This is a genomic window from Thermostichus sp. OS-CIW-26 (assembly GCF_054058395.1).
The window spans coordinates 20,521-46,118 of sequence record NZ_JBSSAG010000022.1 but is presented as its reverse complement, the minus strand read 5'-3'; the positions used below and the strand labels follow the sequence as shown (position 1 = coordinate 46,118).

The 25,598-nt window shown below is 58.5% G+C and carries 26 protein-coding genes and 1 pseudogene; 20 read left to right on the top strand and 7 right to left on the bottom strand.

Features of this window, described 5'->3' with window-relative positions; translation table 11 throughout:
* Positions 1-110 precede the first annotated feature (110 nt).
* The 4 genes from ACVW0C_RS09765 to ACVW0C_RS09750 all read left to right on the top strand — a co-directional run bounded on the left by ACVW0C_RS09765 (position 111) and on the right by ACVW0C_RS09750 (position 4,052).
* The gene (locus ACVW0C_RS09765; protein WP_457385170.1) at positions 111-746 is read left to right on the top strand and encodes a DUF3685 domain-containing protein; all 636 of its coding nucleotides are present in this window, start codon (positions 111-113) and stop codon (positions 744-746) included.
* 295 nt (positions 747-1,041) lie between these two features.
* Positions 1,042-1,536, top strand: coding sequence for a ferrous iron transport protein A (locus ACVW0C_RS09760; protein WP_099812437.1), 495 nt, complete (start codon positions 1,042-1,044; stop codon positions 1,534-1,536).
* On the top strand, positions 1,533-3,824 hold the full coding sequence (feoB, locus tag ACVW0C_RS09755) for a Fe(2+) transporter permease subunit FeoB (RefSeq protein ID WP_457385168.1): 2,292 nt from the start codon (positions 1,533-1,535) through the stop codon (positions 3,822-3,824). The genes ACVW0C_RS09760 and feoB overlap by 4 nt, the downstream gene beginning before the upstream one ends.
* A 3-nt stretch (positions 3,825-3,827) precedes the next feature.
* The gene (locus ACVW0C_RS09750) at positions 3,828-4,052 is read left to right on the top strand and encodes a FeoC-like transcriptional regulator (RefSeq protein WP_457385166.1); all 225 of its coding nucleotides are present in this window, start codon (positions 3,828-3,830) and stop codon (positions 4,050-4,052) included.
* 111 nt (positions 4,053-4,163) lie between these two features.
* Here ACVW0C_RS09750 and ACVW0C_RS09745 read toward each other — a convergent pair.
* The 3 genes and pseudogenes from ACVW0C_RS09745 to cobA form a co-directional block, all read right to left on the bottom strand.
* A pseudogene (locus ACVW0C_RS09745) lies at positions 4,164-4,853 on the bottom strand (DUF1614 domain-containing protein).
* Between the two features lie 90 nt (positions 4,854-4,943).
* On the bottom strand, positions 4,944-5,768 hold the full coding sequence (gene menB, locus ACVW0C_RS09740; protein WP_457385164.1) for a 1,4-dihydroxy-2-naphthoyl-CoA synthase: 825 nt from the start codon (positions 5,766-5,768) through the stop codon (positions 4,944-4,946).
* A 117-nt stretch (positions 5,769-5,885) separates the two neighbouring features.
* Positions 5,886-7,388 carry a uroporphyrinogen-III C-methyltransferase gene (gene cobA / locus ACVW0C_RS09735; RefSeq protein WP_457385162.1) on the bottom strand — a complete coding sequence of 501 codons (1,503 nt, stop codon included), beginning with the start codon at positions 7,386-7,388 and terminating at the stop codon, positions 5,886-5,888.
* 175 nt (positions 7,389-7,563) lie between these two features.
* On the opposite strand from cobA, the gene ACVW0C_RS09730 reads away from it, so the two are divergent.
* Positions 7,564-8,574, top strand: a complete 1,011-nt coding sequence (locus ACVW0C_RS09730) for an ABC transporter substrate-binding protein (RefSeq protein WP_457385160.1) — start codon at positions 7,564-7,566, stop codon at positions 8,572-8,574.
* Here ACVW0C_RS09730 and ACVW0C_RS09725 read toward each other — a convergent pair.
* Complete coding sequence (locus tag ACVW0C_RS09725) at positions 8,571-9,098, bottom strand: phycobilisome rod-core linker polypeptide (protein WP_457385158.1); 528 nt, start codon at positions 9,096-9,098, stop codon at positions 8,571-8,573. The two genes, ACVW0C_RS09730 and ACVW0C_RS09725, sit on opposite strands and share 4 nt — an antisense overlap.
* Positions 9,099-9,674: 576 nt before the next feature.
* On the opposite strand from ACVW0C_RS09725, the gene ACVW0C_RS09720 reads away from it, so the two are divergent.
* From ACVW0C_RS09720 to ACVW0C_RS09695, 6 genes are all read left to right on the top strand, one after another.
* Entirely contained in the window at positions 9,675-10,160 is a 486-nt protein-coding gene (locus ACVW0C_RS09720) for a 2Fe-2S iron-sulfur cluster-binding protein (RefSeq protein ID WP_414331883.1), read from the top strand.
* A 231-nt stretch (positions 10,161-10,391) separates the two neighbouring features.
* Complete coding sequence (locus ACVW0C_RS09715; protein WP_414331881.1) at positions 10,392-11,072, top strand: V4R domain-containing protein; 681 nt, start codon at positions 10,392-10,394, stop codon at positions 11,070-11,072.
* 59 nt (positions 11,073-11,131) lie between these two features.
* The gene (locus ACVW0C_RS09710; protein ID WP_414424582.1) at positions 11,132-11,413 is read left to right on the top strand and encodes a hypothetical protein; all 282 of its coding nucleotides are present in this window, start codon (positions 11,132-11,134) and stop codon (positions 11,411-11,413) included.
* A 61-nt stretch (positions 11,414-11,474) separates the two neighbouring features.
* Positions 11,475-12,062: a hypothetical protein gene (locus tag ACVW0C_RS09705; RefSeq protein WP_457385156.1), complete on the top strand. Its 588-nt coding sequence runs from the start codon at positions 11,475-11,477 to the stop codon at positions 12,060-12,062.
* Between the two features lie 24 nt (positions 12,063-12,086).
* Positions 12,087-12,557: a globin family protein gene (locus tag ACVW0C_RS09700; protein WP_414355984.1), complete on the top strand. Its 471-nt coding sequence runs from the start codon at positions 12,087-12,089 to the stop codon at positions 12,555-12,557.
* 118 nt (positions 12,558-12,675) lie between these two features.
* Complete coding sequence (locus ACVW0C_RS09695) at positions 12,676-13,365, top strand: V4R domain-containing protein (protein WP_457385154.1); 690 nt, start codon at positions 12,676-12,678, stop codon at positions 13,363-13,365.
* Between the two features lie 37 nt (positions 13,366-13,402).
* On the opposite strand, the gene ACVW0C_RS09690 is transcribed toward ACVW0C_RS09695, so the two are convergent.
* Positions 13,403-14,110, bottom strand: coding sequence for a hypothetical protein (locus tag ACVW0C_RS09690; RefSeq protein ID WP_414407806.1), 708 nt, complete (start codon positions 14,108-14,110; stop codon positions 13,403-13,405).
* Between the two features lie 284 nt (positions 14,111-14,394).
* On the opposite strand from ACVW0C_RS09690, the gene ACVW0C_RS09685 reads away from it, so the two are divergent.
* From ACVW0C_RS09685 to ACVW0C_RS09655, 7 genes are all read left to right on the top strand, one after another.
* Positions 14,395-15,639: an HhoA/HhoB/HtrA family serine endopeptidase gene (locus tag ACVW0C_RS09685; protein WP_457385152.1), complete on the top strand. Its 1,245-nt coding sequence runs from the start codon at positions 14,395-14,397 to the stop codon at positions 15,637-15,639.
* A 236-nt stretch (positions 15,640-15,875) separates the two neighbouring features.
* On the top strand, positions 15,876-16,775 hold the full coding sequence (locus ACVW0C_RS09680; protein WP_457385174.1) for a glycine betaine ABC transporter substrate-binding protein: 900 nt from the start codon (positions 15,876-15,878) through the stop codon (positions 16,773-16,775).
* A gap of 26 nt (positions 16,776-16,801) precedes the next feature.
* Positions 16,802-17,770, top strand: a complete 969-nt coding sequence (locus ACVW0C_RS09675; protein WP_414344040.1) for an ABC transporter ATP-binding protein — start codon at positions 16,802-16,804, stop codon at positions 17,768-17,770.
* Positions 17,767-18,384, top strand: coding sequence for an ABC transporter permease (locus ACVW0C_RS09670; protein ID WP_414344038.1), 618 nt, complete (start codon positions 17,767-17,769; stop codon positions 18,382-18,384). The genes ACVW0C_RS09675 and ACVW0C_RS09670 overlap by 4 nt, the downstream gene beginning before the upstream one ends.
* Before the next feature lie 83 nt (positions 18,385-18,467).
* Complete coding sequence (locus ACVW0C_RS09665) at positions 18,468-19,133, top strand: sigma-70 family RNA polymerase sigma factor (protein ID WP_457385150.1); 666 nt, start codon at positions 18,468-18,470, stop codon at positions 19,131-19,133.
* Between the two features lie 72 nt (positions 19,134-19,205).
* The gene (locus ACVW0C_RS09660; RefSeq protein ID WP_457385149.1) at positions 19,206-20,030 is read left to right on the top strand and encodes an anti-sigma factor domain-containing protein; all 825 of its coding nucleotides are present in this window, start codon (positions 19,206-19,208) and stop codon (positions 20,028-20,030) included.
* 34 nt (positions 20,031-20,064) lie between these two features.
* Entirely contained in the window at positions 20,065-20,718 is a 654-nt protein-coding gene (locus ACVW0C_RS09655; protein ID WP_457385172.1) for a VanW family protein, read from the top strand.
* Positions 20,719-21,176: 458 nt separating this feature from the next.
* On the opposite strand, the gene ACVW0C_RS09650 is transcribed toward ACVW0C_RS09655, so the two are convergent.
* Entirely contained in the window at positions 21,177-22,610 is a 1,434-nt protein-coding gene (locus tag ACVW0C_RS09650; RefSeq protein ID WP_457385147.1) for a TIGR03985 family CRISPR-associated protein, read from the bottom strand.
* Between the two features lie 165 nt (positions 22,611-22,775).
* On the opposite strand from ACVW0C_RS09650, the gene crn3 reads away from it, so the two are divergent.
* Together crn3 and ACVW0C_RS09640 are read left to right on the top strand one after the other, a co-directional pair.
* The gene (gene crn3, locus ACVW0C_RS09645; protein WP_011432248.1) at positions 22,776-23,744 is read left to right on the top strand and encodes a CRISPR-associated ring nuclease Crn3/Csx3; all 969 of its coding nucleotides are present in this window, start codon (positions 22,776-22,778) and stop codon (positions 23,742-23,744) included.
* A gap of 103 nt (positions 23,745-23,847) precedes the next feature.
* Entirely contained in the window at positions 23,848-24,639 is a 792-nt protein-coding gene (locus ACVW0C_RS09640; protein WP_457385145.1) for an ADP-ribosylglycohydrolase family protein, read from the top strand.
* Between the two features lie 69 nt (positions 24,640-24,708).
* On the opposite strand, the gene ACVW0C_RS09635 is transcribed toward ACVW0C_RS09640, so the two are convergent.
* A complete protein-coding gene (locus ACVW0C_RS09635; RefSeq protein ID WP_457385143.1) occupies positions 24,709-25,572 on the bottom strand; it encodes a nitrate ABC transporter ATP-binding protein in 864 nt (287 codons plus the stop codon).
* Between the last annotated feature and the right edge of the window lie 26 nt (positions 25,573-25,598).

The window sequence follows — 25,598 nt, the reverse complement described above, 5'->3', positions numbered from 1 at the left end:
TCTTCTGCCATTTGTTTTCATCTAAAAAAACCAACTTCATCCTCTTTCCTCTATAAATTATTCTCTCTATCCTAACATAAGATCAACACGACCTAGCACAACGGGACACGGTGCGCGCCCTGATTTTAGACAAAATTCCCCTGGTCAAGGACCTTTTTAGCTTTCATCTCTTTCAAACGCCCCTGGGCATTGATGGGGTCTTGTATGCGGCCAACAGCCAAATCGCCAGCGACCACGCCGCCATCCTCCTGGAAAATCTGGTGATCCAGGTCGCCAACGGGGTGGTGCAACCCCTGCTCAACTGCTTTCCCCACCATGAATCGGTGAAGCAACGGTTTTATCGCCGCAACCTGCTCTCTACCCGGGAAACCGAACGGCTCCGCAACCAACTTTCCCAACGCTACCGCTGGCAACGCTACTGGGACGAACCCCGGGCGATTTTTGAGAGTTGTTATCAACTTTTGCGTATCCAAGACCAGGCGATTGTCCTGTACCCGGTGTATGCGGGGCGCACGGCGGAACTGGCCCAACTCCGGGGCATTCCCTGGCTGGTCACCCTCTGGTTGGAGTTTCAAGATGCGGTGGCACCCATACTGCGGGCGGTGGCAAATTACATTGGCCGTACCAGCGCCTATCTGCTCACCCGGATCATTGGGCGGGGTTTGGGCTTGATTGGGCGGGGGATTTTGCAGGGCATTGGCAGTACCTTGCAAAACAATCGCTCCCAAGAATCCTCCCAGTTATAATCCATCCCATCCGTAATATTTGATAACAATTTGGCGTCCTGAGCATTAAAACTTGCTTAAGGCAGGGGCGCCGTCGGGTTGCCTTTGCGTTTTAATTTAATTGAATTGAGAATAATATTTATTATGTTCAGGTCTAAAGTTATTACAAACGCCACTAATAATCAAGGAGGTTCTGGTGCCACATTCAGGGAGTCAGCCGGGAAATAACGGTCAAAAACTGGGTTTTACCTATGTCAACGAGGCGGCAGTGAGCCGGGCTAAGCCGGGAATTGCTAGTGAAGGTAATTTGCAAATAATGCCCCTATCTCAAATGCGGGCAGGGGAACGGGTGCGGGTGGTGCGGGTGGATTGTGATGATGCCAATCCCCGGTTGGTGGGCATGGGCATTACCCAGGGGGCGGTGCTGACGGTGCTGAGCCATCTGGATTCCGGGTCGGTGCTGGTGGAATGTCAAGGTCAGCGGTGGGGGTTGGGGGCGGGTATGGCGGAACGGATTGGTGTCGAGCGATGGGAGGCGGCAATGCCCAGGATGACCTTGGGGGAGGCGACTATTGGCAGTCGGGTGCGGGTGGTGGGCTATGCGCCGGGAGCGGGGGATTACAAGCGGAAATTGCTGGGGATGGGCTTAACGCCGGGGACGATCCTGCAGGTGAAACGCCATGCGCCCTTGGGAGACCCGACGGAAATTGAGGTGCGGGGGTTTGCCCTGAGTCTGCGCAAAGGGGAAGCAGCGGCATTACAGGTAGTGCCGGTGGAGGGAGAAGCAAATTTAGGGAGCGATGGGCAATGAGCAAGCGGACGATTGCCTTACTGGGAAATCCCAACTGTGGGAAAACGACCCTATTCAATGCCTTGACGGGGGCGCGCCAACGGGTGGGGAATTGGCCCGGGGTGACGGTGGAACGCAAGGAGGGCACCTACCGGGATCAGGGGCAAACGGTGACGGTGGTGGATTTGCCGGGGATTTATTCCCTGGATGTGGCAGCGGGGGGCACGGGGCTGGATGAACAGGTGGCACGGGATTACCTGCTCAGCGGTGAAGCCAACCTGGTGGTGAATATCCTGGATGCCAGCAATCTGGAGCGGAATCTTTACCTGACGACCCAGCTTTTGGAAATGGGGGTGCCGCTGGTAATTGCCCTGAACATGATGGATCAAGCGGAAGGGCGGGGGATACGGATTGACGTGGCTGGTTTGCAACAGCGGTTGGGCTGTCCGGTCGTGCCTTTGTGTGCCCATCGGGGGCGGGGGGTGGCAGAACTTAAGGCAGTCATCCGGCAGGCATTGACCCAGCCGCAGGGGGCGGGGGTGCGCCCTGTTTATCCCCCGGTGATCGAGCAAGCCTTTACCGAACTTTCCTATACAGCAGGTCTGGGTTCCCCTTGGGCGGTGCTGTACGGGTTGCAAGCGGTGGATGGGGCGAACGTTGCACCGGTGTTAGAAACCCATCGGCAGGAGATTTTTCAAACCTTGGGGGAAGACATTGACCTCTTGGTTGCCGATGTCCGTTACACCTGGATTCGGGAGGTGATGGGGGCGACGGTCACTTTCGCTGGGCAGGTTAGCCAAACGCTTTCGGATCGGATTGACCGCTGGGTGCTGCACCGGTGGCTGGGGATTCCCATCTTCCTCGGGGTGATGTACCTCATGTTCTTCGTGGCGATGAATGTGGGGGGAGCCTTTGTGGATTTTTTTGATATAGGGGTGGGCACGATTGCGGTGAAGGGCACGGCGCATCTGTTGACCCAACTCCATGCACCCGGCTGGTTGATTGGGCTGTTGGCGGACGGGGTGGGGGGTGGCATTCAAACGACGGCGACCTTCATTCCCCAAATTGGCTTATTGTTTGTCTTTTTATCAGTGTTGGAGGATTCCGGGTATTTGGCGCGGGCGGCGTTTGTGATGGACCGGCTGATGCGGTGGATTGGCTTGCCGGGGAAGTCCTTTGTGCCGATGCTGGTGGGGTTTGGGTGCAATATCCCCGCCATTATGGCGACCCGTACCCTGGAAAATCGGCGGGATCGGTTGATGACGATTCTGATGAACCCGTTTATGTCCTGCGGGGCGCGGCTGTCCGTGTATGCCCTGTTTGGGGCGGCGTTTTTTCCGAAAAATGCCCAAAATGTGGTGTTTCTGCTTTACCTGATTGGTATTGGGGCGGCGGTGTTTACGGGTTTGGTGATGAAAAGCACCCTGCTACAGGGGATAGCGGCTCCCTTCATTATGGAATTGCCGCCCTACCATTTGCCCACGCTCAAGGGGGTAGCCATCCACGCCTGGGGACGGTTGCAAGCGTTTATTACCAAAGCGGGGCGGATGATTATCGTGATGGTGGTGATTTTGGGCTTTTTAAATTCGGTGGGAACGGATGGTTCCTTTGGGAAACAGGACAGTACCGATTCCCTGCTCAGTGCGGTTGGGCGGCAGATTACGCCGGTATTTGCACCGATGGGCGTGCGACCGGAGAATTGGCCCGCAACGGTGGGGATATTTACCGGGACGTTTGCCAAGGAGGTGATGGTGGGAACCATGAATTCCCTCTATGGGCAGTTGGCGCAGGCGGAAGCGGCAGATAGTGGGGAACCACCGGCGGCATTTGACCTGTGGGGTGGTCTCCAGGAAGCAGTTGCCAGCATTCCCCAAAATTTTGCCGCCCTAGGGGAGCAGTTGCTGGACCCGCTGGGGATGGGGGTAGTCCGCAGGAGTGGGGATGAGGAGGCAGTGGCGGAGGAGTTGGGGGTGCAGACGACTACCTTTGGGCAGATGGCTTCCCGCTTTGGCAGTACTACGGCGGCGATTGCGTTTCTGCTGTTTGTCCTGCTGTATTTCCCCTGTGTATCAGCGACGGCGGCGGTTTATCGGGAAACCAATCTAGGCTGGACGGTGTTTATCGCTTGTTGGACAACCGGGCTGGCCTATTGGGTTGCCACCTTTTATTACCAGTTCATGACTTTTAATGAACACCCCGCACGTTCCCTGTTGTGGGTATTGGGACTCATGCTGGTACAGTTGGGGGTTTTGTGGGGATTGCGTGCCGTCAGTAGCCCCCGTTTGCGGCGGGTACCCTCCGGGAGGTAAGGGATGCTCTTGCAAGACCTACAACGTTATCTGCAAACGCACCGGCAAGTTTCGTTGACCAAATTATGTCAACACTGGCAAATGGATGCCGATGCCCTCCGTCCGATCCTGGATGTATTAATTCGCAAAGGGCGGGTGCGCCCCGTACAACAGCGGAAGTGTGGGGGCTGTCACTCCTGCGCCTCAACGGATTTAGAACTGTATGAGTGGGTAGAAAAACCACCTTAATGGGGGATCAATTTTAGGGATAAGTCGTGTTGTTCAGAACGTTTTTCAGAATAAATTACGAGCCAACCGAATGTACCAATTAAGTGAATTGTTGGAATTTCTGAGTAATTTCTAAGTCAGCAAAACGGCGAATAAACCGCACAGCGCAATACCATCAAAAACCCCAGCCCCACCAATACTAAGAATGCCTGGAGTCATCCGCTCAATTTGGGGCAGGTGTAACAGGTCAGCCCCAATTAGTGTTCCCAATACACCGCCAGCAAAGGCAATCGGTGCTGCCACAACATCAGACCCCGCCGTTAATAGCACAGAAGTCATCGCCGCCGTTAGGGGAGCAATCAAGGCATTCATTTGAATCCCAATCCCCGGCACCACCTGGGCAGAATAATAACTAACTATTGTCACCACAGCCGTGACAAGCACAATCAAAATTGGCGAAACACAGGTAAACTGATAAATGGCCAATAGGGTTGGAATCAGACCACCCCCGACATTCAACGCCACAATCGTTTTCTGTTCAATTCGCCTTAAGGGAATACCTCAAAAGAAGCGCATCGTCCACAATCGATCCAAATCAGGTACCATAGCTACTTTGGAAACTCTCTCATAAAGGGGGATATTAATCGTACTCCCAATAATTACTAGGGTCAGCAGCACAAGAGATAGGTTAGGAGAAAATCCGAGCTTTGCAACAGCAACTTGAACCGCATCTAGGGTAACCACCAACCAGAGAAACGGGAAGGCTAAGAGCAGGAGTAAAAAGAGTAGATAGGCAGTCGCTTCCCTTCGGGGAAGTGGAATTAATGGAAACTCCCCATCACTTGGCCTACGTAAGCAGAGATTGGGTAGTCGCTTCCCTTCGGGGAAGTGGAATTAATGAAAACAAACAAACTATGGCAGCCAGGGAAACTGGCGAAAGTTAGGTGGGCGCTTTTCCAAAAAGGCGCGTTTGCCCTCAGCAGCTTCCTCGGTCATGTAGAACAGCAACGTCGCATCTCCGGCCAGCTCCTGCAGCCCCATCTGCCCATCGCAATCGGCATTGAAGGCGGCTTTGAGGCAGCGGATGGCCAAGGGGCTGTGCTGGAGAATCTCTTGCGCCCAGCGGATCCCTTCAGCTTCCAGCTCTTCCACCGGCACCACCGCATTCACCAGACCCATCTCCAGGGCTTGGGCTGCGGTGTATTGGCGGCAGAGGAACCAAATCTCGCGGGCTTTTTTTTGCCCCACCACTCGCGCCAGGTAGGCGGCCCCAAAGCCCCCATCGAAGCTGCCCACCCTAGGGCCGGTTTGCCCAAAGATGGCATTATCGGCGGCAATGGTCAGGTCGCAGATGAGATGCAAAACATGGCCACCCCCAATGGCGTAGCCTGCCACTAGGGCAATCACCACCTTGGGCAAAGAGCGGATGATGCGCTGCAGATCCAGCACATTGAGACGAGGGATCCCGGCCTCATCCAGGTAACCGGCCTCGCCCCGTACGCTTTGATCCCCGCCGGCGCAGAAGGCATACTTCCCATCGGTATGGGGCCCGGCGCCTGTTAAGAGCACTACTCCAATCCTGGGATCCTCTCGCACATCGGCAAACGCATCAATCAGCTCGGCAATGGTCTTGGGGCGGAAGGCGTTGCGCTTGTGGGGACGGTTGATGGTGATCTTGGCAATGCCATCCGTTTTTTCGTAAAGAATGTCTTCGTAGAGCTTGGCCGTCTGCCACATGGTGTCTGGGTGTATCTATTGGGATGCCGGGCCAGGAGAGTTCCGTTTGGCTGATGGGGGCTCACTATGAGGAGCACCTGGGTACTCTGCACCGCTACCGCGAACGGCCTGAAAAGGCTAGGTAGAACGGTTGGTCGCTTGGATGAGGGCTTCCACCAATCCTTCCAAAGTATACTCCTGGGCTGCGATGTCCACTCGACCAAATGCAGCCTTGCAGGTTGCGGCCGTCTTGGGGCCAATGGCGGCAATCTGCACGGGTGGATCCCAGATCTCAGGGCCTAGCCCTGCCTGCTGGATCAAGTGGGCAAAATGCTGTACTGTCTTGGAGCTGGCAAAGGTGAGGATGTCCACCTGGTGGGCTTTAAGAGCTTCCAGGACTTGGGGATCCGCTGTCGCCGGACAGGCGGACTGATAGGCGGCCACCTCCACCACCTCTGCTCCTCGCTGCCGCAACCCCTGTACCAGCTCCTCCCGCCCTCCTGACTCAACGCGGGGAAAGAGGATGCGCTGCCCCTGCACTGGCTGTGGCCAAATGGGTAGCAGGGCTTCGGCCACAAACTCGGAGGGCATCAGATCCGGGCGAATGCCGTACTGGGCCAGCACGGAAGCGGTTTTGGATCCCACCACCGCCACTTGCAGGGAGTGGAGTGCTCGGCTATCTCGCCCCTGCCGCTGCAGCCGCTCAAAGAAAGCCTGCACTCCATTGGCAGAGGTCAGCAGCAGCCAGTCGAATTGTTCCAGGTTGGCAATGGCTGTATCCAAGGGATCCCAGCTCGTGGGCGGCTGGATCACCAGGGTGGGCATTTCCAGCACCCGCGCTCCCTGGGCCTGCAGCAACTCACAAAAAGCTGGTGATTGCCCCTCAGAACGGGTAACCAGCACCGTCTTGCCTGCCAAAGGAGCCGGTGGCGGCAAGGGTGGGATCCCCGGCAAAAAGTCCTGCCGCAGCCGCACCACCTCCCCAACCACCAGTAGGCCCGGCAACTTTGCCTGACTCTCCCCCTGCTGCAGCTCCGCCAAGGTGCCTACCCACACCTGCTGCTCTGCTTGCCCCGCCCCCCAGATCAAGGCCACCCGTCGGTCTGCCGGGATCCCAGACTCCACCAGCCGTGCGCCAATGTGCTGTCGCTGCCGGGATCCCATCAAAATCACCAAAGTATCCAACTGGGCCAGGGCGCTCCAGGGCAAGGCCTCTAGATCGTGGGCAGTCAGCACGGCAAAAACGCGGCTTAAGTGCTTATCGGTCAGGGGGATCCCTGCCCAGAGGGGGCCAGCCAGCGCCGAAGACAGCCCCGGCCAAATCTCAAACGGACAGCCCGCCTCCCTGAGGGCTTGGATCTCTTCGCGGGCGCGGCCAAAAATCAGCGGATCCCCCGACTTAAGGTGAACCACCTGTTTGCCTTCTCGGCAGCGCTGGATGAGCCAGTGGATGCCCTCCTGGAGGCTTCCTGGCCCAGAGCGTCGCCACACCTGCGCCTGCGGCGGCAACTCTGCCAACAAGCGCTCATCCACCAGCTCGTCGATCCAGATAGCCTCAGCCTGCCGTAGGATCTCCAGTGCTCCCTGCGTCAGGCCCGCCCGCCCGCCCAGCCCTGCCCCCACTAGATACACCTTGCCCATGCCCTACCCCTTGGAATGTCGATCTTGCCCCTTGTAAGAAGGGGATCCCGCTTGCTTTGCAAATATAAATCGAAGACGCCTCCCAACAGCTCCTCTTCCAAGGGGTGGCCAGCCTGAGGAAAAACTGGTCTACTTGCGAGATACTGAAAGCGTGGCCGCCTGAGGATCCCTGCCTATGTCCGGTGTAACTCCAGAGCCTTGGCCGCGTCGGCGTTTTTTGGCCAGTGGAGCTGCTCTGCTAGCAGTAGGAGCGAGCTCCCGCCCCTCTTCGGCCAGATCCCGGCCCTTGCGACTGGTCACCAACTGGTACGCCCAGGCCGAACACGGCGGCTTTTACCAAGCCCTGGCCACCGGCATCTACGCCGACTACGGTCTGCAGGTGGAAATCCGCATGGGGGGAACGGCGGTTAACGTGCTGCAACTGCTAGCCGGGGGAGCGGCAGATTTTGTGCTCGGCGGCAGCCCCGACGCTCTGGCGGCTCTGCAAGCTGGGATCCCTGTTCTCACCGTGGCCGCCTTTTTCCAGAAGGATCCCCAGTGTCTCTTGGCCCATCCAGGGGTGGGCATCGAGCGCCTGGAAGACCTGCGGGGCAAGCCCATCTGGGTGTCACCGGGGGCCAACCTCACCTACTGGCCTTTTTTGCGGGCCAAATTTGGCTTTACCGACGAGCAGAAGCGCCCCTACAACCTCAGCCTCACGCCCTTCTTGCTGGACAAGTCTTCTGCCCAGCAGGGCTATGTGACCTCCGAGCCCTTCCGCGTGCGCCAGGAGGGGGGCTTTGATCCCGTCGTTTTTCTGCTGGCCGACTACGGCTATTCCCCCTACGCCACCACCCTGGAGACCACCCGCCCCTTTGCCGAACAGCACCCGGAGCAGGTGCGAAAATTTGTAGCTGCCTCCATCCAGGGCTGGCAGAGCTACCTAGAGGATCCCCGCCCCGGCAATCGCCTCATCCGCCAAGACAACCCCAACATGAGCGAGGCCCTCCTGGCCTACGCCCACCAAGCCCTAAAAGACTACGGCCTTCTCACCAGTGGAGATGCCGCCACGCTGGGGATCGGCGCCATGACCCACCAGCGCTGGCAAACCTACTTTCAGGAGATGGTGGCCCTGGGGATCGGCGCAGCGGGTCTGGAGGTTCGCCAAGCCTATACCCTCGACTTCCTCCCCGGCCCCACTGCCTAAGGGATCCCCACTTCCATCGCCGCCAAACTGTGCAAAAGCGGGGATCCCTGCATCCCCAGCTCATGGCGCCGGTGCATTTGGTTTGTCAGCAAGTAGGCCAAAGGTGGGTGGCCGCTCAGCCGTTGGCGGGGGTGGGGCAGATGGTCGTTGCCGAACTGGTGGCGGTACTCCTCCGAGTCGATAAAGGCATTGACCATGGCCTGCAAGCCCTGGTGCACCAAAATGTCGTGGTAGGCGGCCACCTCCTCCTTGCTGGCCGGGGCCCGTCCCAAAAAGTGCTTGAAGCCCTGCTCTACACAGCGGGTGTTGCAGCCGGCACTGAAAAACAGCCGCTGATAAAGACGGGATCCCCCAATCTGGCGAACCAAGCGCTTAATCCCGATCCGCCCCCGCAAGAAGTCCTGCTCGATTTTCTCCAGTTCTCCCGCTTTCTCGTGCTGGTAGGGCTGGCGTTCCAAAAGCTGCTGATAGGCAGCCCGCAACAGGTTTTGCAACGTTTGCGGATCCCGCTGGCGTGGTTCCATGGCAATAGCTCCCAATCGACAGAACTGACAAAAACAGACAAAACGAGGGGCTACTTTAAAGAAATGGCCAAGAGAGTAGCGAATGGCTCAATACGCTTTTACGGCAAACTTCAGCACATCCTTCTGTAACAAAATTGCCAATAAAAGACCGTGAAGGTTCTACTTAAGATTTACCTTGCCGACAGAACGACCGGGGGAGATCTGCGATAAATATTTACGAAAGGATTGTCATTTTCTCCAATTTACGTGATTTCACTTTGTAACTTTCTAGCCGATAAAAAAAATTCCGTGTTTATTCGTAGTTAAGTATTATGACACTTCCATCCAGAATAACCTGCTCCAGATCCAGAATAAATATAAGTTAAGTAAAGAATGCAGCCTCTCCCAGGGTCACAGGTGCAGGGCTCATCATTTGAAGTGCTCTGGTTTGATTGACTGGGGACTCAGGTGTTGCTGTAGACCTGCAAGGGGGCTGCAGGGGAAGGGAGTTAATTGTTGTGATTTGTTTGCGTTGCTTTTGCAGTAGATCTTGCCCGCCGGGGTTTCTTGCCTGCCCTTAGCGTTTGGATCCCATCTATGGTTAAACAAATCCGGCTAGAGCCTTTATCTCGTGTCTCGGAGGTCGATACCTACAGCAATCTGCTGTCGGCCATTTTGTCGGAGGAGCTGCAGGTTTCGCGGGAATGTAACGGTCGCGGCCTCTGCGCCACCTGTCATGTTTACGTCAAAGAGGGAATGGAAAGCCTCACTCCCATCACCCCCCGCGAGGCCAAGACTCTGGAGACCATTACCAGCGCCCGCAGCAATTCCCGGCTGGCCTGTCAGGCGCGGGTGGTTTCCGATGGCGTGGTGGTGGAGCTGCCGCCGGGGATGTACGTGAACTCGCTGAGGGATATCGAAGTGCTCATCGGTCGGCGGGCCGAACAAGACCTGCTGCACCCACGGACGGGGAAGGTTTTGGTGGAGCAGGGCAAGATCATCACTCGCTCTACTGTTAAGCAGCTAGAAAATGAGGACTTCCGCATCATTGGCAATACGCTGGCCCAAACTCGGGAAGTTTGATGGATTGTCGATATTCAGGGATCCCTTGGGCTCAGCGGGCATTGTCTTATAGACAATCAACCAAGATTGAACAATGTTGGATCCCTCAGATAGCTGACCAAGTTTATCGAATGCTTAGCCATTCATTTTGTTGACTCATTGGCATTGTCTGGCCCAGTTGATCCCTACAAATCCCACCAAATCCTGTTGCTTTGCAATCTAGAATTATCCATTTTTTATCAGGAGAGCGCCATGGCCACCACATCTCGACCGGATCCCCGTCCTGCAGTCACCCTGCCTGTGGGCCGCGACAAGCATGCCCACTACAGTTACCGCGATTTCTTCCGCTTCAACCGAGATCAGGGCACGATTATCGATTGGAACAACACCCAAAATCTGCTGTTGAGCGAAGACTTTATTGTGGGCTTGCAAACAGGCCTGGAACGGGAAGTGGGAGATGCTTCGGCGGCGGTGATGTACACCATTGGCAGAGATTGGGGCATCCGCGATGCCAAGCACTTCTCCGAGTGGTACGAGCGGGAGTATGGGATTGGCGTAAAACAGTCCAACCTTTTGTTTTTGCTGGAGACTTGGTGGTGGCCTTTTACGGCTCAGGGCTGGGGCAAGTGGGAGGTGGAAACCGAATCCAAACAAAAAGGCTTCCTGTTTATCAACTTGTTTGACTCGATGGTGGCTCGCACCCTTGGGGATGTGGGCAAGCCGGTTTGTCATCTCTATGCCGGGCTATTTGCCGGGTTTTTCACCGCTATGACTTCCCGCGAGCTGGCCTGCATCGAGATCCAGTGCTACGCCATGGGGGAAACCTACTGCAAGTTCCTGTTGGGCGGGCAAGAACGCATTGATGCCGCCAATTTTTGGATCACCGAAGGGGCCAGCGCCCGCGAGATCGAGCAGCGTTTGCACCAGTTGTGAGGCTTGCTTGTGGCTTTTGAAGGCTCTCTGGGATCCCTCGACACTTTGGAGAAACGCCCATGGTCACCTTCAACTTAGACACCGATCTGGACTTAACCCAGCCGCTGGCGGTCTTTTTGCAGGGGTTGAACTGGGATAACCGACCCCCGGCCAAGGCTCCCTTTGCTCAAGAGCCGCCGCCGCAGTCCCCCATGCTCTTTGCCCAATCGGTGGGACAGTTTTTTGCCGGCTTCAATTGGTCGGGCATCCGCCCATGGGTGGAGCCGGTGCCGGAATTGCTAGCGGAGGATCCCTTTACTCTTGAGGATTTTGCCGCTTTGTTTGGCGGAGCTTTGCTCTAGCTCTGGTTTGTTCAGGGATCTCGGTTTTGTTTTGCCCTCTGTTTTTAAGGAGACTTCACCCATGGATGACCTTCACTCTTGGCCGGAGCGCATTGCCGATCGAGAAGGGGGTTACCTAACACCCGACGATCTGCAAGACCTGATTCGTTACTCGCTCTCTTTTGAAGAACGGCTGGAGCTCTACCAAGTCTTACAACAGCAAGAGCTGACCTGGATCCAAAAGGTTTTGCAACAGCAGGGGCCAACCCCCGTCGCGACAGCGTTGCCCAGCAGCAATCCCGCCAGAGAGGGGGCAGAACCTTCTCTAACCCCGGCTCAGCGCCTCTTGGCTCGTCAATTGGCCTTTTGTTTGCGCTCCCTGGGCCTGAGTCTGTTGCTGGGGGATCCCACCCCTGTGCAGCAGGTAACTCTTGGTGCGATGGAACAGTACCTAGGGTTGCCGCAAGCGCTCGCTCAGCTACGGGCAGTGGTTCAGGGATCCCTGCCAGCGGATCAGCAGGGTTTGCTTGCCCCCTACTGGCAAGAGCTACAAGCTGTCTGCGCAACTTCTCAGGCCCAATCTCCTTCCCCTTCTTCTTCTGAGATGGAGGTTGACCTGCCCACAGTTCCGCCGGAGAGGGCTCTCACCTTGGCGGAAATGTTTGTGTGAAGCCCACTGAAGGAGGCTCTATCTATGAATTCAAGGGTTGCCGAGCTGATGCAACAAAGCGAAGGCCGCTATCTGCGCCCGGACGAGTTGAAAACTCTACACGCCTACGTGGAAGGGATCCCGAAGCGGGTCCGCCTTTACCAGGTTCTCCAGGCCAAAGAACAAGAGTTGCTGGATCGGGTGATGGAGAAGTTTCAGCCGATGATGCCGAATTTGACCCGCCAGCATGGTCACCTGGCCTGGGAGCGCTGCCGCCGGGATCTGAGCATGGTGTGGCGCTACTGCTGCATGGCTATGCTGCTCAACGACGAAGACTACCTGAGGGATAAATTGCTCTACTGGCTGGAGACGATCCTGAAATCGTTCAAGATGCGCGACCAATGCCAGCCTGCCTACAAGTTAATGCTCGACTCCCTGACCTACATCTTTGGGGCAGAAGAGAGCGAGATGATCCGTCCTTATCTGCTTTTGGCCAAATCCATGCTGGTTAACTGAGTCCATTCGCCCTCAATGGATTCCCTAGTTTTGCCAATCCACCGGACATTCATCCCTTCACTCCAAAAGGCCAAGTTCCAGCCGCCCTCAAATCCGTCCATCCCCCTGTGAGATAGCCATGACTACCCTGCAAGAGATTCTGCAAGACCAGATCTTGCCTGGGCACTGCTTTAGCCCCGCCCACTACATCCGCCCTGACATCCACACCGGACTGCTCTACAGCCGCGGAGGATACCGCTTGGCGGCCTTTCCCATGCCCCTGCTGGAAGCTCTCTACTCCGGCCTGCGCTACGAAACCGGCCAAGCCACCCGCGTCATTCTCTACAACTGTGGCCGCGATTGGGGAGAGGCGTTTTTCCGCCGTGTTGAAGACGAGCTTTCCGGCTACTACCAGCAGCCGCTGCAGGAATTGCCGATGGGGATCTTCCTGGATGCCCTCAGCGACCTCTGGGCCACCCACGGTTGGGGACGCCTGGAGCTGGATTTTTCCGCCGCCGACCACGGCTTGGTTCAGGCCGGGATCCGCAATTCCGGGTTTGCCCTTGCCGCTCGCGCCAGCTTCAACCCGGAGGAACCTTCTGCACGGCGAGAGCCTGCCGGATATTTGGAGGCGGGAATGCTGGCCAGCCTCTTCTCCTTGCTTTCGGGGCGGGATCTCATCTGCGTGCAGACCACCTGCGAATCCCTAGGGGCCGACCTCAACCGCTTCCTCATCGGCACGGCTCAGCGGCTGCACCACTGCGAGGAATGGGTGCGCAAGGGCCTCTCCCACGACGAGATTTTGGATCGGCTCACGGCCAGTCCCTAGAAAGGGATCCCTGGCCAGAGCTGTTTTCAGGGGCTCGCTAGGGCAGGTAGGGCTGAAAATCTTGGGTGACCGTCAGAGTCAAGTTGGCATTGGCGTCGATCACCGCCACTTCCGGCGCCGTTACATTGCCGATGACAGCCCCTGCCGCCGCTCCACCCAGCACTTTCTCCGTCGAGATCACGCGGTCGCCGAAGAGGCCCCCCAAAATCGCTCCTGCGGCTGCCCCGATCAAGGCATCCTGCACAATCGCTTCCCCGGAAGTGTGGCGGGGATCCTTGCGCAGCGGGATAACCTGGCTCTGAGCGTAGAGGGGGTAGGATTGGCCGTTGAAAATCAAAGCCCGCGAAACAAACTGGGTGCCGCCGCTCACCGGCTGAAATTGGCCTTCCAAAACGGCCCCCGCCGGGACGACCGTGTTGCCGTAGATGTCCCGCAGAGGAGTATCCAGGCTGAGGCTGACGGCACGGGTTTCCCCAGGGGCAATCAAGAGGGTTTCTGGGGAGCGATGCACCGCCTGGATCAGATCCCCAGAGCGCAATAGCAACGTGGTTTGCAGTTGAAAGGGCTGGCCAGGTTGCAGGGGTTGAGGGCCAGGGGGAAGGGGGCGAGGATTCACAGGACGCCATCCCTCACCGGCAGGCGGTGGTGGCAAGGGCCCCATTTGGGCCAAAACTGGGGCGGCCATCTGCGCTGAGAGCAATCCGCCAAGCAGAGGAGCCAACAGGCGGCTGGCTGGGTTGGTCATGGTCTTACCCCCATTCATTATTCCTACGTTAGCTGCAAACCGGACAAAACCGGGAGCCTTTCGGGCCTTACCTATCTTTTACCTATCTTGATCAAAGCCAACTGAATGGAAATGGGCTACCTCAGGTGAGCAGATTCCGCTGCTCTTCGCTCCAGATAGAAGTACGGAAAAACGCTAGGGTTGCCCACTCTGGGATCCCTGCTGTCCATGTTAGATTAGGCTCTAGGTTTCTTCCCCTGCGTGGGGCCGAAGTCTTGCAGCATCCCAACCCTCTTCTTGTAGCTATGAAGCGCAGCACATCCATACCGGGCCAGCCCTCTCCCGGGTCAGAAGCTTCCGCCCAACCTGCTCAATCCTCTTTCCAGCCTTTTGCCATCTCCACTTGGAAGTCTCTTCTCTCGTCAGTGCTGCTGGTGCTGCTGGGCATTGGGCTGGGAGCGGCTCTAGTGGGGGGCAAGGGGGTATCTGCCCAGACGACGGCAACCCCGCCCCAACTGAACCTGAATTTCATCGCCGATGTGGCGCAAAAGGTGGGGCCGGCGGTGGTTCGCATTGATTCGGAGCGGACGGTGCGCGCCCCTGCCCCTTTTCCGGAGGAGTTTTTCAGCGATCCCTTTTTCCGGGATTTCTTTGGCCAAGCGATCCCTTCCATCCCTCGGCAGCGGCGACAGCAGGGAACCGGCTCTGGGTTCATCATCAGCCCAGACGGCCAGATCATCACCAATGCCCATGTGGTCGAGGGATCCGACAAGGTAACGGTGACGCTCAAGGATACCCGCAGCTTTGATGGGCAGGTAATCGGTTCGGATCCGGTTACGGACATCGCCGTGGTGAAGATCAACGCCCAGAACCTGCCGACCGTGAAGCTGGGGCGCTCGGAAACCCTGGAGCCGGGCCAGTGGGCCATTGCCATCGGCAACCCCCTGGGTTTGGATAACACCGTTACGGCTGGGATCATCAGCGCTTTGGGCCGTTCCAGCGGGGAGATTCGGGTGCCTGACAAGCGGGTATCTTTTATCCAAACGGATGCGGCCATTAACCCCGGCAACTCCGGCGGCCCGCTGCTCAACGCTCAAGGGGAGGTGATCGGGGTGAACACCGCCATCATCCAGGGAGCGCAAGGGTTGGGCTTCGCCATCCCCATTGAGACGGCCCAGCGGGTGGCCAATCAGTTGATCACTCGCGGCAAGGTGGATCACCCCTACCTGGGCATCCGCATGCTCACGCTGACTCCAGAGCTGAAGGAGCGCCTCAACCAGGATCCCAATAGCCGCATTTTGATAACGGTGGATCAGGGTGTACTGATTGGCGAAGTCATCCAGGGATCCCCGGCGGAACGGGCAGGGCTGCGGTCTGGGGATGTCATTCTCTCCATCAATGGTCGTGCCGTAACCACAGCCGATCAGGTGCAACAGGAGGTGGAGCGCACTGAGGTGGGCAGCACCCTGGAGCTGGAGATCGAGCGAGCCGGGCGGCGACAGAAGATCCGCGCGGTAACAGGCTCTTTCCCGGCCCCCAGCGGAGGCTGATCGCCCCAGCGGGACGGAGTCCTTTCGCGCTACTCGGACGGAGTCCTTACACTTGGGCTATTTCAAACCAACTTGCAGTGACCGTACTGGCGATCTCTACGGTTGGTTCTTGCAGTTACGGCTCAGGGAAAATAATGGTTTAATGGTGACTTAACAGTCGAAACTTCTTGACCCAGGCCGGAACGCTCTCGGCAGGGCCTCTTGTCATTAGCCTGGGATCCCTTCTCACCTTGTCTATGCTGAAAACCACTCGTCGCTTGGCTTTGCTGGCCCTGTCGGGGCTGGCGGTTCTTGTTCTCGCTCCCCAGAGGGGCCTCGCCAAGCCCATTACCGTCGGCTCCAAGGACTTTACCGAGCAGTTTATTTTGGGGGAAATGTACGCCTTAGCCCTGGAGGCGGCAGGGTTCACGGTGGAGCGCAAGCTCAACCTGGGCGGAACACCGGTAGCCCATGCGGGCTTGTTGAGCGGCGAGATCGATCTCTACCCCGAGTACACCGGCACTGGCCTGCTGACAGTGCTCAAGTTGCCCAGCAGCGGCGACCCGGCAGAGGTGTACGCGACGGTGGCCCGCGAGTACGAGAGCCAGTTCCAACTGATTTGGCTGGATCCCGCCCCCCTGAACAACACCCAGGCCCTGGCCATGACCCGAACTAGAGCGGCTGAGCTGGGCATCGCCACCATCTCGGACATGGTGGCCAAAGCGGGCGAGCTGGTGATGATCGGGCCGCCAGAGTTTCAAGCCCGCGAGGATGGCCTACCTGGGATCCAAGCCGTCTACGGTAATTTCCGGCTCAAGGCCTACAAAGCAGTGGATCCCGGCCTCCGCTACCAGGGCTTGGTCAATGGGGAAGCGGATGTGGCAGTGGCCTTCGGCACCGATGGAGAAATTGCCGCCTTTGACCTGGTGCTGCTGGAGGATGACAAGCAGCTTTTCCCCCCCTACCAGGTGGCGCCGGTGGTGCGCAAGGACACCCTAGAGGCCAACCCCGGCATTGCCGCTGCCTTAAATGCCCTTTCCCCCCTGCTGACGGACGAGGTGATGCAGCGGTTGAACTACGAGGTGAGCGGCAACCGCAAGGAGCCGGCGGAGGTGGCCAGAACTTTCTTGGTGGAAGCCGGCATTCTCAAGAAATAACCTTGCCTGTTGCATGAGACCCTGAGGTGAGCACCGTCGAGTTCGAGCGGGTATCGCTGCGCTTTCCCCACAGTTCCCAGCCGGCTGTGGAGGAGTGCAGTTTTTCCATAGAATCGGGCCAGTTGGTGGTCATCCTGGGGCCTTCTGGCTGCGGCAAAACCACCCTTCTGAAAATGGTGAATCGCTTGCTGGATCCCACCCAGGGGCAGATTCGCTTGGACGGGCGGGATATCCGCCAGTTTCCCATCACGGCTCTGCGGCAGCGGATCGGCTATGTTATCCAGCAATCGGGGCTGTTTCCCCACATGACGGTGGCCCAGAATGTGGCGGTAGTGCCGCGACTTTTGGGGTGGCCGAAGGAGCGCATCCGCGAGCGGGTGGACGAGCTGCTCAGCTTGGTTAATTTGCCCCCCCACGAGTACCGCCACCGCTACCCTGCCCAACTGTCGGGTGGACAACAGCAGCGGGTGGGGCTGGCGCGGGCCCTGGCCGGGGATCCAGGGCTGCTGCTGATGGACGAGCCTTTTGGGGCCATCGATGCCATTACCCGCAGCAAGCTGCAAGAGGAGATCCTGCGCCTGCAACGGCAATTGAAAAAAACCATCCTGTTCGTCTCCCACGATGTGGAAGAGGCGCTGCGCCTGGCGGATCGCATTTTGGTGATGCAGAAGGGGCGGGTGGTGCAGTTCGACACTCCCTTTCGGCTGCTCACCCAGCCGGCTACTCCCTTTGTCAGGGAACTGCTGGGGGCAGATGACATGGTACGGCAGTTGAGTGTGCTGCGGGTGGAAACGGCGATGGCCGGGATCCCGCACAACCACAAAATCCAAGAGGGAGCGATGGTGAGGCCCCAGGCCACTTTGCGGCAAGCCTTGTCCCTGCTGTTGCGCACAGGGGCGGCAGCCCTGACGGTGTGGGAGGACGGGCGGGCCATCGGCGTCTTGACCTTGGATCACATTCGCAGCTTGGCCATGCTGGAGGGGGGATCCGCGTGAGCTATCTCCTCAACCACCCCGGCCTGATGTGGCAGCTCACCCAAGAGCATCTGGCGATGGTGGGGATGACCTTGGGCATGGCGGTGGTGCTGGCGGTGCCGCTGGCTCTGCTGGTTCACCACGTGCGCTGGTTGGCCCTGCCGGTCATGGGGATCCTCAGCATCCTGTACACAGTGCCCAGCCTGGCTTTGATCATTTTGTTGGTGCCCTGGCTTGGCCTCAATGCCCGCTCGGTGGTGGTGGCGATGGTGATCTACACGCAGGTGATCTTGGTGCGCCATTTTTGCGTGGGCCTGCGCTCGGTCGAGCCTGCCATCCTGGAAGCTGCCAAGGGCATGGGGATGAACCTCTGGCAACGGTGGTGGCAGGTGCAGGTGCCGCTCATGCTGCCCATTGTTTTGGCAGGGCTGCGGCTGGCGGCAATTGTGGCCATTGCCATTGCCACCGTGGGCGCCAAGTTTGGGGCAGGGGGACTGGGAACCCTGCTGTTCGATGGCATTGCCCAGGCCGGTCGCTACGACAAGATCTGGGCCGGATCCCTGGCGGTGGGATCCCTGGCCTTGCTGGTGAACACGGCCTTGCTCAGCCTGGAATGGGCGGCCCGTCGTGGCTGAGGGGGTAGACTTAAGGACTCCGTCCCGCTGGCGCGATCGGGCAGGTTTATCCTCTAGTTGTGTGGGGCGAAACTGGGTGTAGCATGGGTGAGCAACCAGGGACTCCGTCCCGCTGGCGTGAGCGGGTGAGAGATTGGTCATCCCGCGCCGATTGGGAGCTGATGGAAGCGCTCAAGGCGGGGCAACCTGCTGCTCTGGCTGCGCTCTACGATCGCTATGCCGGCTTGGTCTATGGGCTGGCCTTCAAGATCCTGGGCCACGTGGCCGAGGCAGAAGACCTGACTCAGGAGGTGTTTGTCGAGCTGTGGCGCAAGGTTGGCTGTGATCCAAGGACTCCGTCCCGCTGGCGCGAGCGGCGGGGATCCCTGAGCAGTTTTTTGTGCATCCTGACCCGCTCGCGGGCCATTGACCGTCTGCGTTCTCAGGGCAGCCATCAACTTCTGTTGAAACGCTGGCAAACCCTTCTCAGCGCCGTTCGTGTTGACGGAACGGAGTCCCATAGCAAGATCCCGCTCCCTTTTGAGCAGGTTTCCATCGAGGAGCGGCGGCAAGCAGTGCAAGCGGCCCTCGGCCAACTGCCCGAAAGCCAGCGGCAGATCCTGGAGTTGCTCTATTACCAAGGGTTGAGCCAGGCGGACATTGCTCGCCAATTGGGGATCCCGTTGGGGACGGTTAAGACCCGCTCTCGCCAAGCTCTCTGCAAATTGCGGGGATCCCTGCGCGCCCTTCTGGGTTTCTGCTCGCGTTAGCGGGACCGCGTCCTTTCGCGTTAGCGGGACGGAGTCCTAGGTTTGGAGTTGAGTTCTGGTGTCGGGATGGCCATGTCTGATCGCGTCAGCGGGACGGAGTCCTTTCGCGTCGGCGGGACGGAGTCCTTATCCACCTCGCCCCCTTTAACAGAGGAACGGGAAGAACTGGCCGGCTATCTGCTGGGGGACTTATCTCCTGAACAGGTGAGTGCTCTAGAGGCACGCCTAACTCAAGACCCTCGGCTGGTGGCCGAACTGCAAGCCTTGCAAGAAACCTTGGAATTGTTGCCCTACGGATTGCCAGGAGTACTCCCGCCTGCCAGCTTGCGCGACCAGGTGATGGCAGAGGTGGGGGCTATCGGCTTACGCGAGCAGGAGATGGCAGTCCCCCTTCACTCTCCACTGCCTGCTTTTGGGGTGGGGTGGCGCTGGTTGGGAGGCTTGGTGGCGGCAATTTTGGTTCTGCTCAGCTTGGACAACTGGCGACTGCGGCAAGCTCTGCAACTGGCCCAGCTAGAATCGGTGCGGGCATTATCCCATCTCCTGCAACAGCCGGGATCCCGTCTGGTGCATTTGCAGGGGGAGGTGGGGACGGCCAATGTGCTGTTTCGCCCAGGAGACTGGCAGGAGGTTATCTTGGCCGCACGGGATCTGCCCCAACCGGTGGCGGGGGAGCGCTACTCCCTCTGGCTCAAGCTGGATAATGGCGAGTTCCTCCACTGTGGTGACTTTCAGGTGGATGCCCAAGGCTCTGCCCTGGTGGCCCTACGCCCATCCCGCACGTTGCCGGCAGGTACCCGCGCCCAAGAGCTGGTGATTGCGACCGGCTCCCGCCAACTGCCCGCTCGCGCTACTCGGACGGAGTCCTTGAAACCCCTTCTGACGGGCAAAGTGTGAGGTGAGAGGAAGGGTTGACCTGCGGAGGTTGGCTGTGCTGGTGGGGGCGCTACTGGCCCTTCTGGCCTTGTGGTGGACGGATCCCACGCCAACAACCCTAAGCCAATACGTTACTTCTTTGCAGGAGCGCACTCCTTCTCAACTCCACAACATTCGCCGAGCCGTCCAAAGCCTGGATGGAGTTTACATCATGCCTGCGACACGCTCACAGGAACAGGCAGAAGTGATTTTTTCCTTCAACCAAGTGGTGGGGCCGCGCAGCCTGGAACGAGGCTATGTGCCCGCGCCGGTGTTTATGGTGGCCGAAACCCTGGATTCGGTTGGGGGAGGAATCTGTCAGGTGTCCTCTAGCCTTTACAATGCCGCTCTGTTGGCAGGGCTGGAGGTGGTGGAGAGGCACCCCCATTACCGGCAGGTAGAGTCGGTGCCCCCTGGCTTAGATGCCACCGTTTGGTACGGCTTGGCCGACCTCAAGCTGCGCAACCCTTTCCCCTGGCCGGTGCGCCTACGAGTTCAGATCCGCGGCCAAAACCTGATTGTGTCCGTGCTGGGACGGGGATCCCGCCACGCCCTGAGGATCCCACCCATCCGTGTAGAGGGGCACCGGCTGGATCCCCAGCATTTGCAGGTGAGCGTGTATCGGGGCAACGAGCGCCTCTCCCAGGATCGCTATGTCGTCGCTCCCTAGCCTCTCATCGCGCCAGCGGGACGGAGTCCTTTGTCGCTACGCGACGCTAACGCGAACGCGCCAGCGGGACGGAGTCCTTTTTTCGCCCCATTGGCCCCCTACTTCAGCGTCTCAGGAGCAGCTCCCCAGCAACCTCCACACAGGGATCCATGTTAATTTCTACACCAACATGGTTAGCGACAGGGTCGGCGACAAGCCTCAAACCCTGATTCTTCCGTTGACCCGGTCGATCCCGCTCTGGGCAAGGGTTTCAGGCCCCTCGGCGGAGAAAAATAAGGGGAAATTGCAGCCGTTCGCGCCAGCGGGACGGAGTCCTTTCGCGCCAGCGGGACGGAGTCCTTAAACGAGACCCTGTCGATCTAGGCCCCTGGATCCCGCTCTGGGCAAGGGTTATAATCGGGGGGAGTCGCTTCCCTTCGGGGAAGTGGAATTAATGGAAACAATGGAAACAAAAACAACTAAACGGAAACAGACGAAACATAAAGCTGCAGCTCTGCCTGGGCTTCCCGAGCCATCTGTTCCCGGTAGGCCAGGGGAGCGATGACCTCGCCGTTGGGCCGCCAGTCGCGCAAACGCATGGTGAAATTGGTATCTCCCACCCGCACCCAGGCCCGAAAATAGCGGTCGCTGGCCGGCCTTTGCCGGACAATGTTCAAAATCTGTTGGCGTTCCCGCACATCCGCCACTGCCTGCTGCACCAAAGCCGGGATCCGCTCGTAGGCAATGGGCTGGAAGGTGGGATGTCGCACTGTGCTTTCCACATAGCGACGGGCAAACTCCGGGGAAAATCGAAGGATCAACAATGCCTTGGGCAGGTAAAAATCGGATCCCCAGGCCTCTTCCCATGCCGCCTGGACTTCTTCCGGGCTGGGCAGCTTCCTCTGCCGTTTGCGGGTTGCCAGCTCTGCCGGGATAGAAGGATCGCCCCAGGGGATCACCGCCAAGCGCTTAGACTGGATCCGATCCAGCCGAAAATTGTGCCAGCCCAGGGATCCTTCGGGGGTGGGAAGCTGGCCAAAGGCTGCCAAATACTTGGCGCGGCGGGCATAGAACAAACAGACTGGGTAAGTGAGAACGTGTCGGATCCCATGTTGGCGGGTGGCGTAGTCAAAACCGATCACCCCTGCTTCTGGGTTGGCCCAAAGGGCTTCTAGCTGGCTTTGATATTCATCCACCCGTTCTTGCTGTTCGTCTGAGAGGATGTACTCAAACCAGACAAACAGCCGCCGCTGCGAGTGCTGATCGCGCCAGCGGGACGGAGTCCTTTGGTTGGCCCAGATTTCATCCAGCAAAACCTGGACATCTGGATGCACAAAGGCTACATCGCTGAGGATGTGATAAATCTGCTCAAGCTGCTTGCCCGATAGAGTCCAAGTGGATGAAGGTGCCGGCAACTGGGGATGAGCCCCTGGGGCGCAGCAGCGGAAGTTGTCTCTTCGCTTGGGGTTGGCCTGAATTTGCTGCAGCCAACCCTGGGCGGCCAGGTAGTCCAGCTCTTTGCGCAGGGTGCGGTGGGTCTTGTGAAAGGGTCGGGCAGCTAGCAGCGTTTCCAGATCGGGAACTTCTGCTTTTAAGGCGGTCAATAGGTTGGCATCCTTCAGCCAAAAACTCAAGGGTTTCCAGCAAATGCAGTTAGAATCGCTACAGTCAGAATCGCCATAGGGTGAAGGGATCCCTTGTGCCAGATCCTGCTTGGGGTGCCGTGGTGAGAGCAAGCGATCCCGAATGTGGGTATAGCCAAAGGTTTCCGGCAGGTCTGGCCAGCGGTTTTCGCCATAGAGGCAGTGGAGCAGTACCCACAGGCGCACGGCCCGCTCCAGGCGCTCGGCCAACTGACCGCCCGCTAACCAACGCAACACTTCCACCGTCAAAGGCAGCTCAAATCCGCTCATCCGACAGTTCCCTCGGTTCTTAGGTCAACCAGTTGATGGCACTCCAGGCCAGGGATTTTTTTGAAGTAAGGCGCAAACGAGAGCCTGACCACTCTGCCACGATTTGGAATCCCCCACTTCCAATCTCTTCCATACTGAAGTCAACCTGTCTCGTCAAATCTGCCCATGGCTGCTGTGGCACTGCATTTGCTTTCCGGCTGTCTGGCCGCTCGCGCCAGCGGGACGGAGTCCTTTCGCGCCAGCGGGACGGAGTCCTTGGACCCTCGAAGATCCCATTCTTCGGAACTGTCTTTTCAGGTCATCGAAATTGAGCTGACCCGACCGGATCGCCTGGTTTTTCCAGAGGATTTGGCTCAGCTTCAGCTGCCTGCCGGGATCAATGCCCAGCTGGGGGTGGTTCTGACGGGGCGGGCCCCCATTTGGCTGTATGGCTGGCTGGTGCATGAGTGCCACTTCACCCGTTGGGTGGCCTGTTATGACCCACGCTTGGGCGCGGTGGTGGTCTCCAGCCATACCCCCGAAGTGCGGGTGGGCCAGGTCATCCCCTGGGTGCAGGGAAGGCCGGGCAAGGCCTACGGCCCGCTGACGCGAACAGAATTGGCAGCGGCGGTGATGGTGGTGGGCCCCCCCGACAGTGGCAAAAGCCGTCTTGCCCGCGCCCTCTTCGAAGCTCTGCTGCCGGAGCATCCCGATATTTATCTGCAACGGGCCCATTGGGATGGGGAAGGCAATTGGACTTTAGACTTGCCACCAGAAGAGGCGAAGATCCTCAAGCACCAGTACCGGGGCTCTTTTACCCCCGAATTTTTCAGCTTCCATGCCCAGGCCATTCTGGCTTTGCGCCGGCAAAAGAGTTTGGTGATTGTGGATGTGGGCGGCAAGGTGGATCCGCAAAAGCAGCCGATCCTGGAAGCCTGCTCCCACTACCTGGTGGTCAGCCGGGATCCCGAGGCTATCCCTCTCTGGCACGAGTTTTGTCGAGACCGGGGCAATTTGCGCTGTGTGGCCATCCTGCACACCTCGCCCGGCCCTCCTCAAGTGCTCAAAGACTCACCTGAGTTGGAAATTCGCTGGGATCCCAACTCTCCTCCCCCCGCGGAGCTGCTTCGGGCGGTGCGCCGCTTGATTGCCTAGGGGTGCGGATTCAGAATTGGATGGGCGGGCGAGCCTTTTCGGAAACGGCGAGATTGAGAACCGGGAGATTGAGAACTGGGAAAAGAAAAAGGAGAGGGTACTGATGCTGGGAGCCATTGCCGGGGATGTTATCGGCTCTGTCCATGAGCACTCGGGCACCAAAACGAAGAACTTTCCGCTGTTCGTCGAGGCCAGCCAATTTACCGATGACACGGTTCTGACGGTCGCTGTGGCCGAGCGGCTGCTGCGGGGCGGTAGCTACGTCGATTGGTACCATGAGTACTTCCACGCCTACCCAGAGGCTGGGTACGGGAGCAGCTTCATCCACTGGGCCGAGCATCGCTGCCGTGAGCCGTACTACAGTTGGGGCAACGGAGCCGCCATGCGGGTTAGCCCCATTGGCATCGCCTGCAACACGCTGGAAGAAGTGCTGGCCCAGGCGCGGGCCAGTGCCGAGGTAACCCACAACCACCCGGAGGGCATCCGCGGCGCTCAGGCTACGGCAGCCGCCGTGTTTCTCGCCCGGTCAGGGTACACCAAGGCCGACATCAAGACGTACATCGAGCAAGAGTTCGGATACTGCCTATCCGAGCGGCTGGACGATATCCGGGAGCACTACTGCTTCGATGTCTCCTGTCAGGGCTCGGTGCCCCAGTCGATCATCGCGTTCCTAGAGGCAGACGGTTTTGAAGACGCGGTGCGCAACGCCATCTCCCTTGGTGGAGACGCAGACACCATGGCCTGCATTGCCGGGGGCATTGCGGAGGCGTTTTTCGGCGGCGTGCCGGACGAGATCGCATCCCAGACGCTGGCCGTTTTGGACGAGCGGTTGCGCAATGTTGTGGGCGAGTTCCAAGAGAGGTTTGCGGATCGCCTGCCCAAGCGCTGCCCCTGACGGCCAAGGGGTTCCGGCTGCCCGGTCACCCTCTCGCTCCGCCAACTGCTCTAGGTTTGATTTATCGGCTCATCGGCAAGCCGCCTCTGGGTTGGCTTCATGGCCGTAGAGATAGCTGAGAACCGAGTTGCGCAGGCGGTAGTACTGCGGATCTTCAAGAATCCGCTCGCGATCCCGAGGGCGCGGGAAGGGAATGGTCACGATCTGCCCGATGGTGGCTGCAGGGCCATTGGTCAAAGGACTCCGTCCCGCTGGCGCGATCAGCACCAGGCGGTCGGCCAAAAACAGCGCCTCATCAATGTCGTGGGTAATCATCAAAACCGTGCAGCGATGTTCATCCCAAATGCGTAACAGCTCCTCTTGCAGCTCCTCTTTGGTGATGGCATCCAAGGCTCCGAAAGGTTCATCCAAAATCAGCACTTCCGGGCGGATGGCCAGTGCACGGGCAATGGCTACTCGTTGTTTCATCCCTCCCGAAATTTGCGAGGGATATTTCTGAGCAGCTTCCCCCAGCCCCACCAAATCCAAATGTTCTTCCACAATTCGATGCTTTTCCGACTGGCTCTTGTGGGGAAATACCGACCGAACGGCCAAATAAACATTTTCATAAACCGTGAGCCAAGGCAACAGGGCATACCCTTGAAACACCACCATGCGCTCCGGGCCAGGAGCTGTAATCGGCTGCCCTTTCAGCTTCACCGAGCCACTGGTGGGCTGGGCAAATCCGGAAACCATATTCAGCAGGGTGGTTTTGCCACAGCCGGAATGCCCAACCAAGCAGACAAACTCTCCCTCGTTCACACTGAGGTTGATATCTCGCAAGACGGGATAATCCCCCTTGGGAGTTGAGTAGGTCTTGCTGACATTCTCAAGGCTTAGGTAGGGTTCTGCGGCTACGTTCGCTGGGGTAGAGGTTGTCAAGAGGGCAGTCATCGTAGGGTGCTCCAACTCATGATTTT

Coding starts and splice junctions, on each gene's coding strand:
- ACVW0C_RS09760 (WP_099812437.1), top strand. CDS start 1,042: ATGCCCCTATCTCAAATGCGGGCAGGGGAACGGGTGCGGGTGGTGCGG.
- feoB (WP_457385168.1), top strand. CDS start 1,533: ATGAGCAAGCGGACGATTGCCTTACTGGGAAATCCCAACTGTGGGAAA.
- ACVW0C_RS09750 (WP_457385166.1), top strand. CDS start 3,828: ATGCTCTTGCAAGACCTACAACGTTATCTGCAAACGCACCGGCAAGTT.
- menB (WP_457385164.1), bottom strand. CDS start 5,768: ATGTGGCAGACGGCCAAGCTCTACGAAGACATTCTTTACGAAAAAACG.
- cobA (WP_457385162.1), bottom strand. CDS start 7,388: ATGGGCAAGGTGTATCTAGTGGGGGCAGGGCTGGGCGGGCGGGCGGGC.
- ACVW0C_RS09730 (WP_457385160.1), top strand. CDS start 7,564: ATGTCCGGTGTAACTCCAGAGCCTTGGCCGCGTCGGCGTTTTTTGGCC.
- ACVW0C_RS09725 (WP_457385158.1), bottom strand. CDS start 9,098: ATGGAACCACGCCAGCGGGATCCGCAAACGTTGCAAAACCTGTTGCGG.
- ACVW0C_RS09720 (WP_414331883.1), top strand. CDS start 9,675: ATGGTTAAACAAATCCGGCTAGAGCCTTTATCTCGTGTCTCGGAGGTC.
- ACVW0C_RS09715 (WP_414331881.1), top strand. CDS start 10,392: ATGGCCACCACATCTCGACCGGATCCCCGTCCTGCAGTCACCCTGCCT.
- ACVW0C_RS09710 (WP_414424582.1), top strand. CDS start 11,132: ATGGTCACCTTCAACTTAGACACCGATCTGGACTTAACCCAGCCGCTG.
- ACVW0C_RS09705 (WP_457385156.1), top strand. CDS start 11,475: ATGGATGACCTTCACTCTTGGCCGGAGCGCATTGCCGATCGAGAAGGG.
- ACVW0C_RS09700 (WP_414355984.1), top strand. CDS start 12,087: ATGAATTCAAGGGTTGCCGAGCTGATGCAACAAAGCGAAGGCCGCTAT.
- ACVW0C_RS09695 (WP_457385154.1), top strand. CDS start 12,676: ATGACTACCCTGCAAGAGATTCTGCAAGACCAGATCTTGCCTGGGCAC.
- ACVW0C_RS09690 (WP_414407806.1), bottom strand. CDS start 14,110: ATGACCAACCCAGCCAGCCGCCTGTTGGCTCCTCTGCTTGGCGGATTG.
- ACVW0C_RS09685 (WP_457385152.1), top strand. CDS start 14,395: ATGAAGCGCAGCACATCCATACCGGGCCAGCCCTCTCCCGGGTCAGAA.
- ACVW0C_RS09680 (WP_457385174.1), top strand. CDS start 15,876: ATGCTGAAAACCACTCGTCGCTTGGCTTTGCTGGCCCTGTCGGGGCTG.
- ACVW0C_RS09665 (WP_457385150.1), top strand. CDS start 18,468: ATGGGTGAGCAACCAGGGACTCCGTCCCGCTGGCGTGAGCGGGTGAGA.
- ACVW0C_RS09660 (WP_457385149.1), top strand. CDS start 19,206: ATGTCTGATCGCGTCAGCGGGACGGAGTCCTTTCGCGTCGGCGGGACG.
- ACVW0C_RS09650 (WP_457385147.1), bottom strand. CDS start 22,610: ATGAGCGGATTTGAGCTGCCTTTGACGGTGGAAGTGTTGCGTTGGTTA.
- crn3 (WP_011432248.1), top strand. CDS start 22,776: ATGGCTGCTGTGGCACTGCATTTGCTTTCCGGCTGTCTGGCCGCTCGC.
- ACVW0C_RS09640 (WP_457385145.1), top strand. CDS start 23,848: ATGCTGGGAGCCATTGCCGGGGATGTTATCGGCTCTGTCCATGAGCAC.
- ACVW0C_RS09635 (WP_457385143.1), bottom strand. CDS start 25,572: ATGACTGCCCTCTTGACAACCTCTACCCCAGCGAACGTAGCCGCAGAA.